Source organism: Nocardia cyriacigeorgica (assembly GCF_029868385.1).
GTDB lineage: Bacteria > Actinomycetota > Actinomycetes > Mycobacteriales > Mycobacteriaceae > Nocardia > Nocardia cyriacigeorgica_F.
The window spans coordinates 148064-165038 of record NZ_JARWNX010000054.1 but is presented as its reverse complement, the minus strand read 5'-3'; the positions used below and the strand labels follow the sequence as shown (position 1 = coordinate 165038).

The following is a 16975-nucleotide window of genomic DNA, read 5'->3' as shown; positions in this document are numbered from 1 at the left end:
CACGAGGAGGTGATGGCGGTGACCGGAATCGGGGCCTCGTTCGATCCCGAACGGATCGCGGCGCTGCGCGCCCAGCAACCACTGCCACCGGTGCCGGGAGGCGCACCGATGCCGACGGGTTCGCCGACCCCGCCGGACAAGCCGGGCGGTTTCACCGGCGCGCGTGAGGTGTGGGCACGGGCCGCGGTGATCGTCCTCGGTTTCGTCGTCGCCCTCTACCTGATCGAAGGCTTCGACGCCGTGTCCAGCATCGATCTGGACCAGGCCGGGATCGAGCCGCGTCAGCTCGACGGGCTCACCGGCATCCTGTACGCCCCGCTGCTGCACGGTGGCTGGGCGCATCTGATCGGCAATACCCTGCCGGTCCTGGTGCTCGGCTTCCTCGCCCTGGTCTCCGGCATCGGACGCGGACTGGCGGCGACCGCGATCATCTGGGTCGTCGCGGGTGTCGGCACCTGGCTCACCGGCGGGTCGGGCACCGTACATCTCGGTGCGTCCGCGCTGGTGTTCGGCTGGTTGACGTTCATCATCCTGCGCGGCTGGTTCGGCAGGCAGATCGGCCAGATCGTCATCGGCCTGATCGTGCTCGCGATCTACGGTTCGCTGCTGTGGGGTGTGCTGCCGGGACAGCCGGGCATCTCCTGGCAGGGACATCTGTTCGGGGCGGTCGGCGGGGTGCTCGCGGCATGGATGCTCTCCGGTGACGAGCGCAGCCGTCGGCGTGCCGCGCTTCCCGCATCCGGTTTCGGACCGACCGGCACACCGGGCCGTAGCTGACCGACGCGCGTTTCCGGCGCATCGAGTGCGCGCTGTCACAGCCCGGACGTGCGTACAGGCTTTGTGACGATCACGTGCCTCCGGGCCGAATCTCTTGGTGAGAGCACCATTTCGCCGTGGTGGGTGGCGGGCCGGGCGGCTGGGTACTCTCTGGTGATGAACGTCGACACCGTCGTCAGGCGAAGGCCGGACTTCGCACGCATATCCGGCCACAGCGGTTTCGGCCCGGCATTTTGGGGGATCGGCTCTTGAGCGAGAATTCGTCGTGGCAGCATGGTGGGATGCGCCTTACCGTCCTCGGGTGCTCGGGCAGTGTGTCCGGCCCGGACTCCCCAGCGTCGGGGTACCTGCTCACCGGCCCGGACATGTCGCCGGTCGTCATCGATTTCGGTCCAGGGGTGCTCGGCGCCTTGCAGCGCTATGCCGATCCCGGTGATGTGTCGATCTTCCTCACCCATCTGCACGCCGATCACTGCCTGGATCTGCCCGGTCTGCTGGTGTGGCGGCGCTACCACCCGACACCGCCGGTCGGTCGGGCCATCGTGCGCGGTCCGTCGGACACCTCATTGCGGATCGGCAATGCCTCGGCCGAGGTCGGCGGCGAATGCGACGACTGGTCCGATGTGATCGATATGCGTCCGTGGGTCGAGGGTGAGCCGGTCGAGTTCGGTTCCGGCCATACGGTGACGGCGCGCCGGATGTTCCATCCACCGGAGTCCTACGGTCTGCGCATCGTCACCGCGGCCGGACGCACCTTCGTCTACACCGGCGACACCGCGATGTGCTCGCAGGTGCAGGAACTGGCGCAGGGCGCCGATGTGCTCATGGCCGAAGCGTCCTGGACCCATGATCCGGCGAATCGTCCTCCCGGTATTCATCTTTCGGGCACCGAGGCGGGCCGGATCGCCGCCGAAGCGGGCGTCGGCGAGCTGCTGCTCACCCACATTCCGCCGTGGACCTCGCGCGAAGATGTGATCGCCGAAGCCAAGGCCGAGTTCACCGGTCCCGTGCATGCGGTCGCGCCGGGGGAGACCTTCGACCTCTGAATCCGGTCGCTCCTCGCGCCGGTGTGCGAGCGGCACCGGCTGCCGAGCGTGACCGGTGAGTGGGACGCGCTCGCGCCCCCGCCGTCTCCCGGTCGCCTGTTCCCACTACGCTGACCCTCGTGTCGAGACGAGCCGATGGCAGGGCGGACGATGAGCTCCGCGAGGTACGGATCACCCGTGGATTCACCACGCATCCAGCCGGATCGGTGCTGGTGGAGTTCGGTCAGACGCGGGTGATGTGCACCGCGAGCGCCACCGAGGGTGTGCCGCCGTGGCGGCGCGACTCCGGGCTCGGCTGGCTCACCGCCGAATACGCGATGCTGCCCGCCGCCACCCATACCCGCAGCGGCCGGGAGTCGGTGAAGGGCAAGGTCGGCGGCCGTACCCAGGAGATCAGCCGCCTGATCGGCCGTTCGCTGCGGGCCTGCATCGATCTGGCCGCGATCGGTGAGAACACCATCGCCATCGATTGCGATGTGTTGCAGGCCGACGGCGGTACCCGCACCGCCGCCATCACCGGCGCCTACGTCGCGCTCTCCGATGCGGTCACCTACCTCGCCGCCGCGGGCAAGCTCGCCGATCCGCAGCCCATCTCCTGCGCCATCGCCGCGGTGAGCGTCGGCGTGGTCGACGGCCGGGTGCGCCTGGATCTGCCCTACGAAGAGGATTCGCGCGCCGAGGTCGACATGAACGTGGTCGCCACCGATACCGGCACCCTGGTGGAGGTGCAGGGCACCGGTGAGGGCGCCACCTTCCCGCGTTCGACCCTGGACAAGCTGCTCGATTCCGCGCTCGCGGGCTGTGAGCAGCTGTTCGTGGTGCAGAAGGAAGCCCTCGCGCTGCCGTATCCGGGTGTGCTGCCCGAACCGGCCGAACCGAAGAAGAAGTGATGACCCGCCGTGTGCTCGTCGCCAGCCGCAATGTCAAGAAGCTGAACGAACTGCGGCGCATCCTGGCCGATGCCGGTGTGGCTGGCCTGGAGATCGTCGGCCTAGACGACGTCCCCGCCTACGATGAGGCGCCCGAAACCGGGGCGACCTTCGAGGAGAACGCGCTCGCCAAGGCTCGTGACGGCGCCGCGGCCACCGGATTGGCCTGTGTCGCCGACGATTCCGGCCTCGAGGTCGACGCCCTCAACGGTATGCCCGGTGTGCTGTCGGCCCGCTGGTCCGGCCGCCACGGCGACGACGCCGCCAACAACGCGCTGCTGCTCGGCCAGCTCGGCGACGTCCCCGACGAACGCCGCACCGCCCGCTTCGTCTCCACCTGCGCACTGGCGGTGCCCGGCGGTGCGGAGACCGTGGTGCGTGGCGAATGGCCGGGCACGATCGGCCGCAAACCGGTCGGCGACGGCGGCTTCGGCTACGACCCGCTGTTCATCCCCGACGGCGCGACGACGAGTGCCGCGCAGCTGACACCGGCCGAGAAGGACGCCGTCTCCCACCGCGGGCGTGCGTTGACGCAGTTGTTGCCCGCGCTCCGGGCTCTGGTGGACTGACCGGTCTCGCTGTGGTGGTGGCCGCGTGTAGCGGCGCGATCCGGGCAGACCGGTGGCCCGGTCCGGTGCGGGGTGAGAGCGCCCACCTGGTCCTACGGGACGCGTAGTAGACAGGTACCGTGGTAGGCGTGTCCGCTCCCTCCGATCCCTCGGCGCAGCATCGCCAACGGCATAATCGGCCCGCGCTGATCGCGCTGGTGGTCGTGGCCGCGCTGGCGTGCCTGGCGTTGGGGTGGTGGCAGTGGGAGCGGTTCGATTCCGCCAGCGGAACCGGCCAGAACCTCGGCTATGCGCTGCAATGGCCGCTGTTCGCGGCCTTCGCGGTGTTCGCGTACTTCCGGTTCGTCCGGTTGGAGAGCGAAGCCGAGCAGGAGCAGGCGCCGCCTGCTGAACCGGTTACGCGGTCCGAGGCCGCGCCCGCGCGGACCAGGACCAAAAAGGCCGCGCCGCGCGAGATTCCGGCGGGCATCCTGCCCGAGCGGCCGAAGGCGGCGCGGGATGCCGATCCCGCACTGGCCGAATACAACCAGTACCTGGCGCGCTTGCACGCCGACGATATCGGTGAACGGGTCCGCGCCGCGGGCCTTGACGCCCGCGACACCGAGAGGAGCGCCGGTTGACCGCCAGCGAGCACTCGACCGACACCACGCTGACCGACGGCGCCACCCCCGCCACCACAGGTCGAGCCCCCGCGAACACCGCCAAGATCAAGAGCGCGCTGCTGCGTTACCGGGTGCTGGCCTGGACCACCGGTCTGTGGCTGCTGCTGCTCACCGCCGAGATGATCGCCCAGTACGGCTTCGACGTCGACACCCCGCGCTGGATCGCCGTCGTCCACGGCTGGGTGTACTTCCTCTATCTGATCCTCACCGCCGATCTGGCGGTCAAGGTCCGCTGGCCCGCGGGCCGCACCATCGGCACCCTGCTCGCCGGAACCATCCCGCTGCTGTCGTTCTTCGTCGAACACCGCAACGCCCAGCAGGTCAAACGCGACTTCGGCGTCTGAGCCCACCGGGTTCCGCGCGCATCTAGCAGTAGCTGGCCTGCGGACGGCAGACGGTCCAGCCGCCGCCGCCGTCGGCGCGGTCGGTCCTCGTCCACGTCGAGGTGCTGCCACCGGAATCGCCCGCGCGCGGAACTTCGGCCGGACGTTGCTGTTGGCGATATTCGCGCCGCGCGTCGCGTTGCTCGGCGCGGCGACGTGGATCGGTCTCGCTGTGGTGGTAGCCGCGTGGATCGATCTTGCGCCAGCCGGTGTTGTTGCCGGAGTCGCCGCGCTTGTGCGAACTGTCGGCCCGCCCCGATTCGGCGGCCGCCGGACCTGCGGTGACCACCGCACCACTCGCGATGAGACCGAGCAGCAGCACCGCGACCCTTCCCCGCACTCTGCGTGCCGCTCGTCGCTGCCTGGCGCGCACTCCGCTGTGCCCTCGTGCGTCTCGGTGTGCGGTCTCTCGGATTTCTCGGCTTCGGGTCTCTTGCATGACGGCGCCATTGCCTCTCTGCTCACTGCTACCGGTTTGCCCGGCACCTACTATCCACAACAGTAGGTAAAGTCTTGGTAATGTCGCCACAAATTTTTGGTTATGTGGGCATGGTCATGCTCAGAAGCCAATGCACACAGGGGTCTTCGACCGGCTCGGCCCCCGCAGCTCGCGATGATCACTTGCCTCGAATGGGCGGCGCAGCGCTCGCGCCAGGTACGCACGCGGTGCTAGTACTGATGGTGCTAGTAGGTGATGCATCGATGCTGCTGTGTAGACCTATCGGCCGCCAGGTGAACCGACCGACACGGAGCACTGGGTAACGGTTATCGCCCGAGGTGGTTGTGCTCACTACGCCCTGGTCGAGGGTCGAGGCCGCGACGCCGAGCAGCAGAATCACGGCGGGCAGACAGGTCGATTTGCGCTACGTGCCAGGCTGGTTCGCGGGTTCCGCGGTCGCGTGAAAGGTGCGTCGATACGCGGTTGGTGACACTCCCACCGAGGCCGACAAATGCTGGCGCATGGTCGCGGCGGTGCCGAATCCGGCGGCGTCGGCGATGCGGTCGATCGGCAGATCGGTGGCTTCCAGCAGGTGGCGGGCGAAGGCGACGCGCTGCTGGATGAGCCACTGGCCGGGCGGTAGGCCGGTCTCCTCGCGGAAACGGCGGCAGAAGGTGCGCACACTCATATTGGCGTTGGCGGCGAGCTGGGCCAGGGTCAGCGGACGGTCGAGGCGTTCGAGGGCCCACGCGCGGGTCGCGGCGGTGGTCACCTGCTCGCTCTCGGGCAGGGGGCGGTCGATGTACTGGGACTGTTCGCCGTCGCGCCAGGGCGGCGCCACACATACCTTGGCGACCCGGTTGGCCACCGCACTGCCGTGATCGCGGCGCAGCACATGCAGGCACAGGTCCACTGCCGCCGAGGTGCCCGCCGCCGTGAGCACGCGTCCGTCGTCGACGAACAGCACATCGGGATCGACACGGACCCGCGGGAAGAGCGCCTGGAAGGGTTCGGCCATCTTCCAATGGGTGGTGATGCGGTGCCCGTCCAGCATTCCCGCCGCCGCGGGTACACACGACGCGGTGCAGATCGAGATCAGCCGCGCGTCCGGACGCAGCAGTTCCAGTGCGGGCCCCACACCGTCGGCCAGCCAGTCGCGTTCACGGTCATCGCAGGTGAACGGCGGAATCAGCAGGGTGTCGGCGGTGGCGAGCACGTCGAGGGAGTGTTCGACGGCCACGGTGAAATCGGCCTCGGTGCGCACCGGGCGCCCTCCCGGACTGCACGTCACGATCTCGTACAACCGCTCACCGGCCGGTCCGATGGCCGTGCCGAATATGCGCGAGGCGATGCTCAATTCGAACGGGTACACCCCATCGATGGCAAGAACGACAACCCGATGCATGGCAAGATCCTGACACATCTTGGCCTGGTCGACGCTCGTCGGCCTCCGTGCGCTACGGCATCGTTTGTGCCCGTGAGCGCCCCGCGGGGGAGCGCGGTGAGACACGGAGAGTGAGACAGCGAGATGCGTGCGATCGGTCAGGACACGCTGGGGGGTCCTGAAGTTCTGCGGATCGTCGAGGCGCCCAAACCGGCGCCCGGCCCAGGGGAAGTGCTGGTCCGGGTGCATGCGGCCGCGGTCAACCCTACCGATGCGTGGCATCGGATGGCGGGTGGGCTCGCCGGTGGTGTCGCCGAGCCCATCCGGCTCGGCTGGGATGTCTCCGGTGTCGTGGAGCAGGTCGGTCTCGGCGTGACCTTGTTCGCACCGGGCGACGAGGTGTTCGGGGTGCCGCGCCACCCCTTGCCCGCGGGCGCCTATGCCGAGTACCTGACCTCGCCCGCCCGGCACCTGGTGGCCAAACCGACCGGGCTCTCACATGTGCAGGCGGCGGCGCTGCCGCTGGCGGCCCTCACCGCCTGGCAGGCGGTGGTCGATGTGGCCGAAGTGGGCGCGGGTGACCGGGTGCTCGTACACGCGGCGGGCGGCGGTGTCGGACATCTGGCGGTGCAGATCGCCAAGGCCCGCGGCGCCTACGTCATCGGCACCGCATCGGCCGGTAAGCACGAGCTGGTGCGGGAGCTGGGCGCGGATGCGGTGATCGACTACGCGAGCGTCGATTTCGCCGATGTGGTGACCGGTATCGATGCCGTGATCGACACCGTCGGCGGCGCGTACGGCCCACGTTCGCTACGCGTGCTGCGACCCGGCGGCATCGTCGTCTCGCTGGCCTCGCCCGCCGAACTCGCCCTCGCCGAACCGGCTGCCGCGCAGGGGAAGCGGGCGGTGTTCATGATCGTGGAATCCGATCAGCACGGCCTGCGGGAAATCGCCGCGCTGGCCGCCGACGGGCGGCTGCGGCCGGTGATCGATACGGTGCTGCCGCTGTCGGAGGCCGCACGGGCACATGAACTCATCGCGTCCGGACACACCACCGGGAAGGTGGTGCTGTCGGTGATCGACGCCGCCGAACAGGCGGCGTGACGGGGGAGTCCGGGTCTGGGCGGTCTGCTCTTCGAGGGGTGGGCCGACCGCCCGGACTCGAGGGCGTCAGAACTTGTAGGTGATCCCGGTGAAGCGTTCGGATTCCTCCCACAGGCGACGCTGGAGTTCGCGGTTCTTCGACAGTTTCGTCGACGGCGACGGTTCCACCGGACCCTGGGACTGGAACAGGCGGGTCGGACCCCAGTAGGTGTTGGGGTCGGCGTCGGGTTCGGTGGCGGCGAACAGGGTGGAGTGGGCCGCCTTGGCGGGGGCGTGGCCGATGAGCCGGATGAAGGGTTTGCTGATGCGGTCCAGCGGGGTTTCGGTGCGGGCGAACAGATCGGTGGCCGACACGCCGGGGTGCACGCCGTAGGACCGCTTCGCCGACCCGGCCTCCTCCAGCCGATGCTGGAGTTCGCGGGCGAACATCAAATTGGCGAGCTTGGATTGTGCGTAGGCGAGATTGCGCTGGTAGCGGCGGTTTTCGTAGTTCAGATCGTCGATCCAGAGCTTCGGTGTCTGCTTGTGGGCGATGCTGGCCAGCGACACCACCCGGTCGCGGATGCGGTCCAGTAGCAGCCCGGTGAGCGCGAAGTGGCCCAGGTGGTTGACGCCGAACTGGGTTTCGTAACCGTCCTTGGTGCGTGAGAACGGTACGTTCATCAGGCCGGCATTATTGATGAGCACATCGAATTCCCGGCAGTTGGCGGCGAATTCGCGCACCGACGACAGATCGGCGAGATCGAGCGGCGCCACCTCGACGGCACCGTCGATGCGGTCGGCGATCTCTTGGGCCTTGGCCGTATTACGGCAGGCCATGATCACCGTCGCGCCTTTGCTCGCCAGCACCGTTGTGGTCTCGACGCCGAGGCCGCCATTGGCTCCGGTGACGACGAAGGTGCGTCCGGTCTGATCGGATATCTGCTCAGGTTTCCACGCCATGCACCGACCTTACTCCTGAGTAAGTTTCCTGTGAAGAGTGTCTCGGACGCTGATGCTCCCTGGGGTTCGCTTGGAGCATCGGAGACCGGGGCGATATGGATCGCCACCCCGCGCGGCCGCCATGGCCGATACCGGATGTGCCGCCACGGCAGGGGTGTGGTGACGGCGGGCCCGGTCTCCGATGCCGGAGGTGAGCAAACCAGGTCTGCACCCGTTTTCACCTGCGGTGATAGTTGAACCGCACCGATCTCCACGTTTTCCCTGTGGCGCATCCAGGAATAGGCCACAATGGGTCCTCGGCAGGGGATGGCCATTCACAGGAGGGGATCACTATGCCCACATCGGGCAACACGGTGCCTCGGCGTCAACTGGGACGACAACTGCGCGAACTCCGCCAAGCGGCAGGATTGAGCATTGCCGAAGCGGCCCGCCAGATCGGGCGCGGAGCCGGAACGGTGCAGCGGTTGGAAACCGGGCACCCCGGTCCGATCCACGTACCGGACATTGTCGGGTTGTGCGAGCTGTACGACGAGGTCGGTCAGCAGGACGCGTTGCTCGGGTTGGCGAAGGAGGCGGGTGCCGATTCGAAGAACGGCGGTTGGTGGCATGAGTACGGGGAGCTGATCCCGGCAAGTTTTGCGCCGTACCTGAGCTTGGAGTCGGTTGCCTCGAGTCTGATGGTGTTCCGTCCGGATATGGTCAGCGGATTGTTCCAAACCACCGGTTATGCACGAGCTTTGGAGTCGACCTATGCGCCGGGCGAGACTGCTGAAGAGTTGGAACAGCTTGTGCGGATGCGTGCTGGCAGGCAGAAGATCATCAAGTGTAAACGGAACCCTGTATCCGTCACGCTCGTTATCGATGAAGCGGTGCTGAACAGAGTCGTCGGCGGACCCAAGACGATGGCGGCCCAGCTTCGCCATCTTGCGGACATGCCGCCGAACGTGGTCGTCCGAGTGCTGCCATTCGCTGCCGGAATCCCAACCGGCATGGCACCGGGGCCGTTCACTGTGCTTGATTTCCCGGCTGGAACTCTCGAGCCTGCCACGGTGTACGTCGAGTCCTATACGGGCAACCTGTACTACGACCGGCCGGACTCGGTGGACCGCTATCGGGACGCGTTCAGGACAATGCAGGCGGTAGCGTTGGATCCGGTTGACAGCAAGCGCCTACTGCGGGCGAAGGCAAAGGAGTACGAGCGTGAGCGTTGAACTAAGAGAAGCTGATTGGTTCACATCCACCCGTAGCGTTGGAGGCAACGACTGTGTTGAAGTTGCGCACCTCGACCGCGGCAGGGTCGGTGTTCGTGACTCCAAGAACCCGACGGGTCCGGCGCTCGTGTTCACACCCTCGGTATGGGATACCTTCCTGGCCCATACGCGGTCCGGCGAATTCGGTGGGAGTTGGTGATGGTCGAATCCTCTTCGAAGTGGCCGGTATGTGCGGCCGCTGACGTGCGCCATGCGAGGTGGTTCAAGTCCAGCCGAAGTGCGGGTGGAAAAGACTGCGTCGAGGTCGCGCACCTCGGTCGCGGGCTGGTCGGTGTCCGTGATTCGAAGAACCCCACCGGCCCGGCGCTGGTGTTCGCACCCTCCACGTGGGATGCCTTCGTAGCCGTCACCCGCTCCGCCCCCTGATCTCTTCGAGTGCACCCGGCTGAGCGGCTCTTCTTCCGAAGTGCCGCAGCCCGGTGTATCTCGAAGACCGCGTGCCCGACCGCATTCGCGGTGGGCAGTTCGACCACGGCAGATCGAACGGTCACGGCGGCTCCATGCCGCACGGCGAGTGAAACGGCCTGGCTCTCAACCTATTTCGGCTGAGGGCCAGGCCGTGCCCGCTCGGTTCAGCCGCAGTGGCTACGCCCCGAGTTGAAGTTGTACCCCGTCTGGTTATCGGCTCGCGTCGCGCTGCCTCCCCACATGATGCATTTGCCGGGGGCATCCACCTTCACCGGACCGGCGTAGTACGCGTACACATTCATGTCCCGCCGGTGACTGTTGGGCTGGTCCCAGATGGCAACCTCGGCCTTGGTGATGGTCTTTGTGCCGACGTCGGCGGTCTTCCAGGTGACGACGCAGTTGGTTCGGCCGTTGTAGAGGAGATAGATGGTGGCGAGACCGCCCAGGTTGTGGGTGTTGATGACGCGGTAGCTGCCGCCGCCACACACCGAGGCCGGGGTCGCCGCATTCGCGGGAGCGGCCATGGTAAGCGATCCGGCGAGAATTGCCGTGATGGCGAGGCCGAGCCTGGCTCCGCGCGTGAACATGCTCATCGTTCGGTTGTCCTTCTGAGGTGGGATTGTGTGCTCAGCCGCAGTGGCTCGGGCCCGGCGAGTGCCATTGGACTTGTTTGCCGCTGGTGCTCGTGGTGCTGCCGCCCCAACCGATGCACTTGCCGGGGGCATCCACCTTCACGGGTCCCGCGTAATAGGCGAACATCCCGGCATCTACCAGCGCGGGGCCGGTGTTCCCCCAGATTCCGATCGAGACGCCCATATACGTCTTGGTGCCGATGCCCTGTGTCTTCCAGGTGACTGCGCAGTTCGTCCTGCCGTTGTAGAGCAGGTAGATGGTTGCCAGACCGCTCAGGTTGTAGCTATCGATGACGCGGTAACTACCGCCTCCACACGCCGCGATCGGCGATGACGCCGCATTCGCGGGAGCGGCCATGGTCAGCGACCCCGCGAGAATTGCCATGATGGCGAGGCCGAGCCTGGCTCCGTGTTTGAACACACGCATCGTTCAGTTGTCCTTCCGAAACACAATCGATCGATCACCTCTCGGTCGTGGATGGTGACCGTCGCCGATACGTGATCTGTCAAGATCCTGCACCGCGCCTGAACGGGGACTTTCCCGCCGGTGGGAAGTTTTTACCTGGCGTCACTTCAGTTTTTGGATTTGCGGCAACGAGCCGACTTTGCCGGGGCTGCCGGTGCTGTGTCAGGTACGAACGGGTTGCCCCGCATCGGGGTCACCAGGCGGGCGCGACGCTGCGGCGGGTGGTGTCGATGGTGTGCTGGAGCGCTCGGACGATCTCGTCGAATGCGGCGGGGGCGAGGGTGAATTCATCGTGCTGGTGGTGTTGGAGGAGGTAGCGGCCGTCGACCGGCTGATAGTCCATCCAGGTGAAACCCCGCACGTCTGGCGTGGGGCGTGCGTCGATGGCTCCGCCCGCGTAGACGCCGACCTCGCCGAGGCCCGAGCGCGGGCGGCGCACGATGCGGTTGATCTTCTCGGTGAGGGACAGCCGAGTGGGATGCTGGGCGTACTCCACCCGGCTCACATCCGAACCACGTGCGCGCAATCCCTCGTACTTACCGGCCGCGCATTTGGGCAGATGCGCCACGATCCGGCTCGCCAACGCCTGCGGCGGCAGCACCGACAGCACCACATCGCGTCCATAAGCCTGGGTGGGGCCGGGCAATTGGACCGCCATGGCCGCGGCCCTGGCCGTCAGGCCCGCGTGGATGCGCACCACCTGGCGGAAATCCTGGCCGACGAAACCGTGCACCTCCACCCGGACCTCCGGCTCGAGCAGTGTGGAAATGGCGTGGTGCAGGCGCTGATCGGCGATCCCGGCGAGCCGCTGCCGTGCGTCCCTGCGCATCCGTTCGTACTCGTCGTAGCCGACGGGCTCGGCCGGATCCCGGCGTTCCGGCTCCCACTTGATCGGATACGGCAGCCGGTCGCGGCCGAAGGCGTTCACCGCGAGGGTGAACATCAAACCGTCCATCCGCCACTGTGGTTCGCTCATCCGCCGATCACTCCACCCGGCGGGAGTGCGGGCGGCTGACTGCCGAGCAACTCGTCGCCATGGTCGTAGATGAGGTAGTCGGGGGTCTTGTGCTCATCATCGTCCTCACCTTTACCACCGCCGCGTCCGCCCGGCATACCCATGCCGGGCATGCCCGCCCGGCCGCCGCGTCCGGCACCGTTGCCGGTCCCTGCTGCCGCGGCCGCCGCTTTGCCCTGTGTACCCGCACCGCCACCGGGCAGGCTGCGGCCCATACCCGGGGTCGACGGCACACCGCCGCCACCCATTCCGGTGCCGCCGGAACCCGCCCCACCGGGCAGCCCGGATGTACCGCCGCGCGGAAGGTCCGAGGTCGGCGCGGTACCCGACGGAGTCGTAGAAGCAGGCGTGGTGGACGCCGGTGTGGTCGACTGCGGGGTGGTGTCGTCCGAGGTGTCGTCGGTGGGATTCGAGCCTTCCTCGTTGTCGTCGCCGCCCTCTTCCTTGCCGTCGTCGTCTCCGCCACCCTCACCGTCTCCGCCGCCCTTACCCGGCGGCTCGACACCGCCCGGCGGCACGACGGGCGGCTTCCAGCCATCGTCCTTGTCCTCGACGGGATTCTTCGGCTTCGGGAGATTCGGGGTGTGGCCGTCGACATCATCGGCGCCGGGACGGTAGTAGGTGGTCATGACGAACCTGGCGTTCTCCTGCGCCTCGTTCGCACGATATTCCGGGCCTTTGATGACGCTCTGCATCGGCAGCGCGTTGATGACTTTATCGCCGAAGGTCGTATTGTCCGGCTGGCCGACCGAGTTCTTGGCCTGCGCCAGATGGCCTTCCATCAGGTCGAGGCCGTGCGCCACCATCTGGAAACTGGCGGCGAGCTGTGTGAACGAGGTCGCGAACGCGCGGGTGCCTTCGATCGCGGCGGTACCGGACTGGCCGTTCCAGTAGTTGGTGATGTCGTCTTCGACGCCCTTGGAGAACACGCCGATGGCGTCGCGGGCGGCTGTGGTGAGATTGCGCCAACCGTCGGCCTTGGTATTGATGGCGGCGGGGTCGACGTCTTTGATCGCGTCGTAGATCTCCTGATGCGTCATCGTCTCGAAGGGGTCTTTATCGATGATGACGCGGCCAGCGAATTGGTCGCTGCCGTACTCGCCGAGTAGACCCGACCATTCGGTATTGACAATCGCCCGGTCGGCGTCCCACTTCGCTTTTTGGTCGTCAGCACGTTGTTTATCGTCGCGCTTGTTCTCACCTGCCTCGCCGAGGCCGAGTACTTCGCTCGCCGCGTGGCCGATCTGGTCGACCCATTCCGGGAAGTCGAGCCCCACTACTGCGCCCCTGTTTTTCCGAGTGCACCTGCGGTGGACTGATCGGTTTCTTCGATGCGGCGGATGGCGAGTGCGTAGGTCTCGCTCATGAGCGTGACGATATCGATGCTCTCTTTGAGACGGTTTTGGGCCGAGTCCTCATCAGTGACCGCTTTACCTGTGAACTTGGCCCGGAGGGCCTCGGCCGACTTCAGTTTTCCGAATCCGGTGACGTGGTCGAGCTGGTCGGTGTCGCGCACCATCTTCCTCAGCTCCGTGAGTAAGGTGTCGGCTCGACCTTTCAGGGCGTTTCCGATATTCGGGTCCATGCGCAGCTCACCGTTCTCGGCCTGGGTCTTCAGCGTCTTCCAGTGACTCAGCATTCCGGGCATTTCAGGCCCGCTGGGTGTCGTCACAATTCCCTCCCTGCATGCGATGGAGCTGGTCCGTCCTCGTCGCCCCTGGCGAGGAGTCTTCTATCGAGGATCACTTCGGCAGATATGGCTCGAGTTCGGTTGCGTGCCGAACTGCCACGCTGCATGGTGGCGTTTCCGGCATAGAATCTTCCTCGCCGTAGAACCATCCGACGGACACCTCGAACGTCCCTTGTGCCCATGGGATATTCACCCAGCAAGTGGCACGGTCCTCATCCGATTTCTCGGAGTAGATCAGGCCAGCGCGGTCACCGATCTGGACATCTCGTAGGCCGGTGAGGTTTGGATTCGAACGGGCCTCCGCTTGTGTGTACGTCGTGGACCCGACGTAGACGAGATATGGCCCCTCGGTCGAATCCCACCTACAGATCCGGAACGTGGTCGCTCCGGTTGGAGCATCGGTAACAGTCGCCTTCGAAGCCGGATCCACCTTGGTTGCTTGCAGTGCCTCATCGGGCAGCTCCGTGCACGGATTCCACTGCACGGTTTCTTCTCCGGCCGACTCCCCGCTCTCCCCCTGCGCCGCAGGCTCCCCATCCACCGACGTCGAGCACCCCGCGAGCACCCCGAGCGCCGCGACACCGACCACCATCGCGCGGACCACGGCCCCTCTGTTCCCTGTACTCGCGGTGCGCATAGCCCCTCCTGCTTTCGGTGCGAACAACCCTCGATCAATAGGACGCACCCTATCGCGATCCGGTTCCATCCGATTTGCCGTCCAGGACCGGGGGACTGCGTCATCCACGGGCGCTCATTGGGGAGCCGCTTACCGAGGGTGTCGGTCAGCCGGGGTCGATCTCGGTGAGGCGCTGGGCGGTGAGTTCGGCGTGGGCGATGCGGCGGAGGGCGGCGAGGATGGGTTCGTAGAGGACGGTGCCGAGGACGGCGTATTCGACGGCGGCAGCGGGGGATTCGAGGGGCATGCGGTCGATTTCGTAGGCGGCGATGGCGGTGATGTGGGGGGCGTAGGCGCGGAGGCGGTCTGCGGTCATGGGCAGGCCCGCGGCTTCGGCGTCGGTGAGGGCCTGCTCGAGCTGCGCGACGGCGGGCAGTCCCTCCGGCAGGGGACGGCCGAGGGTGGTGAAGGCGGCACGGGCGCGGGGGAGGTCGGTGTCGGCGGTGGATTCGGGGGAGGGGGGGAGGGCGTAGGTGGCCGCGCCGAGTGTGGTGAGCAGGGATTCGTCGGGGGAATCGATCAGGCCGACGATCGTTTTGATCTTCGCCAGTGCCAGCCCGTGTCCGGAGAGAGCTTTGAGCAGGGCGATCCGCTTGATGTGCGGGTCGCCGTATTCGGCGCGGGTGGCGCTGGTGGCGCGGCCCGGCATGAGGACCCCCTCGCGCAGGTAGTACTTGATCGTCGGCACCGGCACTCCGGTGCGCGCCGCCAGCTCTGACATCAGCATCGCGTCCGCTCCTTCTCCGTTCCGCCCTTGACATTGGATAGTACCGCTATCCATTATTGGACAGTAAAGCTATCTAATGGACTCCAGGGAGCGACCATGAACACCACGCTGATCACCCCGTTCATGAGCATTGCGCTCGGAGCGACCATCCTGTCCGTCGTCACCATCGCCTTCGGCGGCACCTTCCTGCTGCGCGTCTTCACCGGAGCGCAGGAGACCAATGACCTCCAGAAATCGTTCTTCCGCGCAGGTCATGCGCATGCGGGCGTGCTGGTGATGCTCGGAGTGCTGCTCGCGATACTCGGCAATGCGGCAGGTGCGAGTCAGGGTTGGGCCAATGGCGGCGCGATCGCCGTACTGGTTTCGGCGATCCTGATGCCGCTCGGGTTCTTCCTGTCGGTGCTCGGAACGGACCCGGTGCGGCCGAATCGCATGATCGCCAGCGTTTGGTTGGGTGCGGCGCTGCTGGTCGGCGGGCTGCTGGTGTCGGGGATCGCGACGCTGATCGCGGGAATCGACCGGTTCTGAGCGAGGTTCGCGACAAACAGGTCGGTCTGTCTTAATACGTTGTCAGGCAGGTTTTTTCGTTCGCATCGCGTACTGTCGTTCGGGCCCGTGCACTCGAGATCGGCCGCTCGGACCAGTTCGACACGATTCGGAAATCGAGGCAAGCGAATGAACCATAAACTCTGGCTGCTCGGGCGTTCGGTCGCGGTGGGCGGACATATCTTGGGGGAGAAGCTCTTTCGACCGAAGGCCCGATCCATCGATGACGTTCCCGTATCCGGGCAGACGATCACACCGGCGTGGCTGACCTCGGTGCTGTGCCGCGAGGTACCCGGCGCCGAGGTGGTGTCGTTCGAGACGTCCAACGGCAGCCGCGGCACCTCGACCCGCATCGCGATCCGGGTCGAGTACAACGAGGCGGGTGCACAGGCCGGACTGCCCACCGAACTGTTCGCGAAGACGACAACGGCGTTCAGCCAACGCATTCTGCTCGGCGGCGGCAAGATGATCACCGGCGAGACCCGCTTCTTCCGCGACTTCCGGCCCGAGGTCGAGATGGAGGCGCCGGTCGGATACTGGGGCGCCGCCGATGATTCGTCCTGGCGCTCCATCGCGCTGATGGAAGATATCGCCGCCACCCGCGACGCCACGTTCATCGAACCCAACACCCCGGTGCAACGGCATCAGATCGAAGACCTGGTACGCAATCTCGCGCGCCTGCACGGCACCTTCTGGGAGCACCCGGCGGTCGCGGTCCTCAACACTCCGAGCTACATGCTCCAGGCCTATCTCGCCGCGATCGATATGAAGAAGCGCTGCGAGATCGGGTTGGCGCGCGCCGACGAGGTCGTTCCCGAATCGCTGCGCGGGCAGAGCGACAGGTTGTGGGCCGGTGTCGAGCGGGCGATCGATATGGCCACCAACGATCTGCCGCCGACCCTGCTGCACGGTGATCCGCATATCGGGCAGACCTATGTGACCGGTTCGGGGCGGATGGGTTTCGTCGATTGGCAGGTCGTGATGCGTGGCGGCTGGGCGCACGATTTCGCCTACACCGTCAATTCCGGGTGTGAACCGGAGGACCGGCGCGCATGGGATCGCGAACTGTTGGCGGCCTATCTGGATGAGCTGGCGCAGGTTCGTGGCTCGGCGCCGTCGTTCGAGGAGGCCTGGCTGGCCTATCGCCAGCAGTCCATGTTCGCCTACGCGGCATGGGCTTTCACCATCGGCCGCGCGTCCTATCAACCCAAGATGCAGTCGGTCGAAACTTGTTTGACGCTGCTGAAACGCATCACCACCGCACTGGATGATCACGACTCGTTGGATGCCCTCGGCGTCTGACCGACAT

General features: G+C 66.5%; 22 protein-coding genes. 12 read left to right on the top strand and 10 right to left on the bottom strand.

Features of this window, described 5'->3' with window-relative positions:
• Window positions 1–108 precede the first annotated feature (108 nt).
• From QH168_RS17555 to QH168_RS17530, 6 genes are all read left to right on the top strand, one after another.
• Entirely contained in the window at window positions 109–777 is a 669-nt protein-coding gene (locus tag QH168_RS17555) for a rhomboid family intramembrane serine protease (RefSeq protein WP_432421124.1), read from the top strand.
• A 281-nt stretch (window positions 778–1058) separates the two neighbouring features.
• The gene (locus QH168_RS17550; RefSeq protein ID WP_280235740.1) at window positions 1059–1823 is read left to right on the top strand and encodes a cyclic nucleotide-degrading phosphodiesterase; all 765 of its coding nucleotides are present in this window, start codon (window positions 1059–1061) and stop codon (window positions 1821–1823) included.
• Between the two features lie 119 nt (window positions 1824–1942).
• Window positions 1943–2713 carry a ribonuclease PH gene (rph, locus tag QH168_RS17545; RefSeq protein ID WP_280235737.1) on the top strand — a complete coding sequence of 257 codons (771 nt, stop codon included), beginning with the start codon at window positions 1943–1945 and terminating at the stop codon, window positions 2711–2713.
• Window positions 2713–3321, top strand: a complete 609-nt coding sequence (rdgB, locus tag QH168_RS17540; protein WP_280235736.1) for an RdgB/HAM1 family non-canonical purine NTP pyrophosphatase — start codon at window positions 2713–2715, stop codon at window positions 3319–3321. The genes rph and rdgB overlap by 1 nt, the downstream gene beginning before the upstream one ends.
• Window positions 3322–3449: 128 nt before the next feature.
• Complete coding sequence (locus QH168_RS17535; protein ID WP_280235735.1) at window positions 3450–3941, top strand: transcriptional regulator; 492 nt, start codon at window positions 3450–3452, stop codon at window positions 3939–3941.
• 29 nt (window positions 3942–3970) lie between these two features.
• Window positions 3971–4327 carry a DUF3817 domain-containing protein gene (locus QH168_RS17530; protein WP_280235786.1) on the top strand — a complete coding sequence of 119 codons (357 nt, stop codon included), beginning with the start codon at window positions 3971–3973 and terminating at the stop codon, window positions 4325–4327.
• 22 nt (window positions 4328–4349) lie between these two features.
• Here the strand turns inward: QH168_RS17530 and QH168_RS17525 are convergent, their stop codons facing one another.
• Together QH168_RS17525 and QH168_RS17520 are read right to left on the bottom strand one after the other, a co-directional pair.
• Complete coding sequence (locus QH168_RS17525) at window positions 4350–4706, bottom strand: hypothetical protein (RefSeq protein ID WP_280235734.1); 357 nt, start codon at window positions 4704–4706, stop codon at window positions 4350–4352.
• Between the two features lie 523 nt (window positions 4707–5229).
• Window positions 5230–6210: a GlxA family transcriptional regulator gene (locus QH168_RS17520; protein WP_280235733.1), complete on the bottom strand. Its 981-nt coding sequence runs from the start codon at window positions 6208–6210 to the stop codon at window positions 5230–5232.
• Window positions 6211–6333: 123 nt separating this feature from the next.
• Here QH168_RS17520 and QH168_RS17515 point away from each other — a divergent pair, with 123 nt between their 5' ends.
• Window positions 6334–7293: an NADP-dependent oxidoreductase gene (locus QH168_RS17515; RefSeq protein ID WP_280235732.1), complete on the top strand. Its 960-nt coding sequence runs from the start codon at window positions 6334–6336 to the stop codon at window positions 7291–7293.
• A 66-nt stretch (window positions 7294–7359) separates the two neighbouring features.
• On the opposite strand, the gene QH168_RS17510 is transcribed toward QH168_RS17515, so the two are convergent.
• Complete coding sequence (locus tag QH168_RS17510) at window positions 7360–8235, bottom strand: oxidoreductase (protein ID WP_280235731.1); 876 nt, start codon at window positions 8233–8235, stop codon at window positions 7360–7362.
• Window positions 8236–8567: 332 nt separating this feature from the next.
• Here QH168_RS17510 and QH168_RS17505 point away from each other — a divergent pair, with 332 nt between their 5' ends.
• From QH168_RS17505 to QH168_RS17495, 3 genes are read left to right on the top strand one after another with little or no spacing between them, the layout of a single operon-like run.
• The gene (locus QH168_RS17505) at window positions 8568–9446 is read left to right on the top strand and encodes a helix-turn-helix domain-containing protein (protein WP_280235730.1); all 879 of its coding nucleotides are present in this window, start codon (window positions 8568–8570) and stop codon (window positions 9444–9446) included.
• The gene (locus tag QH168_RS17500) at window positions 9436–9645 is read left to right on the top strand and encodes a DUF397 domain-containing protein (protein ID WP_280235729.1); all 210 of its coding nucleotides are present in this window, start codon (window positions 9436–9438) and stop codon (window positions 9643–9645) included. Before QH168_RS17505 ends, QH168_RS17500 begins: the two co-directional genes overlap by 11 nt.
• Window positions 9645–9872: a DUF397 domain-containing protein gene (locus QH168_RS17495; protein ID WP_280235728.1), complete on the top strand. Its 228-nt coding sequence runs from the start codon at window positions 9645–9647 to the stop codon at window positions 9870–9872. The genes QH168_RS17500 and QH168_RS17495 overlap by 1 nt, the downstream gene beginning before the upstream one ends.
• A gap of 206 nt (window positions 9873–10078) precedes the next feature.
• Here the strand turns inward: QH168_RS17495 and QH168_RS17490 are convergent, their stop codons facing one another.
• From QH168_RS17490 to QH168_RS17460, 7 genes are all read right to left on the bottom strand, one after another.
• Window positions 10079–10507, bottom strand: a complete 429-nt coding sequence (locus QH168_RS17490) for a hypothetical protein (protein ID WP_280235727.1) — start codon at window positions 10505–10507, stop codon at window positions 10079–10081.
• Between the two features lie 34 nt (window positions 10508–10541).
• Window positions 10542–10973 (bottom strand): hypothetical protein, encoded by a 432-nt coding sequence (locus tag QH168_RS17485; RefSeq protein WP_280235726.1) that lies wholly within the window; start codon window positions 10971–10973, stop codon window positions 10542–10544.
• Window positions 10974–11205: 232 nt separating this feature from the next.
• Complete coding sequence (locus QH168_RS17480) at window positions 11206–11988, bottom strand: ESX secretion-associated protein EspG (protein WP_280235725.1); 783 nt, start codon at window positions 11986–11988, stop codon at window positions 11206–11208.
• On the bottom strand, window positions 11985–13304 hold the full coding sequence (locus QH168_RS17475; RefSeq protein WP_280235723.1) for a hypothetical protein: 1320 nt from the start codon (window positions 13302–13304) through the stop codon (window positions 11985–11987). The genes QH168_RS17480 and QH168_RS17475 overlap by 4 nt, the downstream gene beginning before the upstream one ends.
• The gene (locus QH168_RS17470; RefSeq protein WP_280235722.1) at window positions 13304–13699 is read right to left on the bottom strand and encodes a hypothetical protein; all 396 of its coding nucleotides are present in this window, start codon (window positions 13697–13699) and stop codon (window positions 13304–13306) included. Before QH168_RS17470 ends, QH168_RS17475 begins: the two co-directional genes overlap by 1 nt.
• Before the next feature lie 70 nt (window positions 13700–13769).
• A complete protein-coding gene (locus tag QH168_RS17465) occupies window positions 13770–14354 on the bottom strand; it encodes a DUF3558 domain-containing protein (RefSeq protein WP_280235721.1) in 585 nt (194 codons plus the stop codon).
• Window positions 14355–14499: 145 nt separating this feature from the next.
• Window positions 14500–15120, bottom strand: coding sequence for a MerR family transcriptional regulator (locus QH168_RS17460; RefSeq protein WP_280235720.1), 621 nt, complete (start codon window positions 15118–15120; stop codon window positions 14500–14502).
• 96 nt (window positions 15121–15216) lie between these two features.
• Between QH168_RS17460 and QH168_RS17455 the strand changes: the two genes are divergently transcribed.
• Window positions 15217–15648: a hypothetical protein gene (locus QH168_RS17455; protein ID WP_280235718.1), complete on the top strand. Its 432-nt coding sequence runs from the start codon at window positions 15217–15219 to the stop codon at window positions 15646–15648.
• 147 nt (window positions 15649–15795) lie between these two features.
• A complete protein-coding gene (locus QH168_RS17450) occupies window positions 15796–16968 on the top strand; it encodes an aminoglycoside phosphotransferase family protein (protein ID WP_280235716.1) in 1173 nt (390 codons plus the stop codon).
• Window positions 16969–16975 lie beyond the last annotated feature (7 nt).

Excerpts from the sequence above, each read along its gene's own strand:
- QH168_RS17555 (WP_432421124.1), top strand. The coding sequence starts at position 109 with ATGCCGACGGGTTCGCCGACCCCGCCGGACAAGCCGGGCGGTTTCACC.
- QH168_RS17550 (WP_280235740.1), top strand. The coding sequence starts at position 1,059 with ATGCGCCTTACCGTCCTCGGGTGCTCGGGCAGTGTGTCCGGCCCGGAC.
- rdgB (WP_280235736.1), top strand. The coding sequence starts at position 2,713 with ATGACCCGCCGTGTGCTCGTCGCCAGCCGCAATGTCAAGAAGCTGAAC.
- QH168_RS17520 (WP_280235733.1), bottom strand. The coding sequence starts at position 6,210 with ATGCATCGGGTTGTCGTTCTTGCCATCGATGGGGTGTACCCGTTCGAA.
- QH168_RS17515 (WP_280235732.1), top strand. The coding sequence starts at position 6,334 with ATGCGTGCGATCGGTCAGGACACGCTGGGGGGTCCTGAAGTTCTGCGG.
- QH168_RS17510 (WP_280235731.1), bottom strand. The coding sequence starts at position 8,235 with ATGGCGTGGAAACCTGAGCAGATATCCGATCAGACCGGACGCACCTTC.
- QH168_RS17505 (WP_280235730.1), top strand. The coding sequence starts at position 8,568 with ATGCCCACATCGGGCAACACGGTGCCTCGGCGTCAACTGGGACGACAA.
- QH168_RS17495 (WP_280235728.1), top strand. The coding sequence starts at position 9,645 with ATGGTCGAATCCTCTTCGAAGTGGCCGGTATGTGCGGCCGCTGACGTG.
- QH168_RS17490 (WP_280235727.1), bottom strand. The coding sequence starts at position 10,507 with ATGAGCATGTTCACGCGCGGAGCCAGGCTCGGCCTCGCCATCACGGCA.
- QH168_RS17485 (WP_280235726.1), bottom strand. The coding sequence starts at position 10,973 with ATGCGTGTGTTCAAACACGGAGCCAGGCTCGGCCTCGCCATCATGGCA.
- QH168_RS17480 (WP_280235725.1), bottom strand. The coding sequence starts at position 11,988 with ATGAGCGAACCACAGTGGCGGATGGACGGTTTGATGTTCACCCTCGCG.
- QH168_RS17465 (WP_280235721.1), bottom strand. The coding sequence starts at position 14,354 with ATGCGCACCGCGAGTACAGGGAACAGAGGGGCCGTGGTCCGCGCGATG.
- QH168_RS17460 (WP_280235720.1), bottom strand. The coding sequence starts at position 15,120 with ATGCTGATGTCAGAGCTGGCGGCGCGCACCGGAGTGCCGGTGCCGACG.
- QH168_RS17455 (WP_280235718.1), top strand. The coding sequence starts at position 15,217 with ATGAACACCACGCTGATCACCCCGTTCATGAGCATTGCGCTCGGAGCG.
- QH168_RS17450 (WP_280235716.1), top strand. The coding sequence starts at position 15,796 with ATGAACCATAAACTCTGGCTGCTCGGGCGTTCGGTCGCGGTGGGCGGA.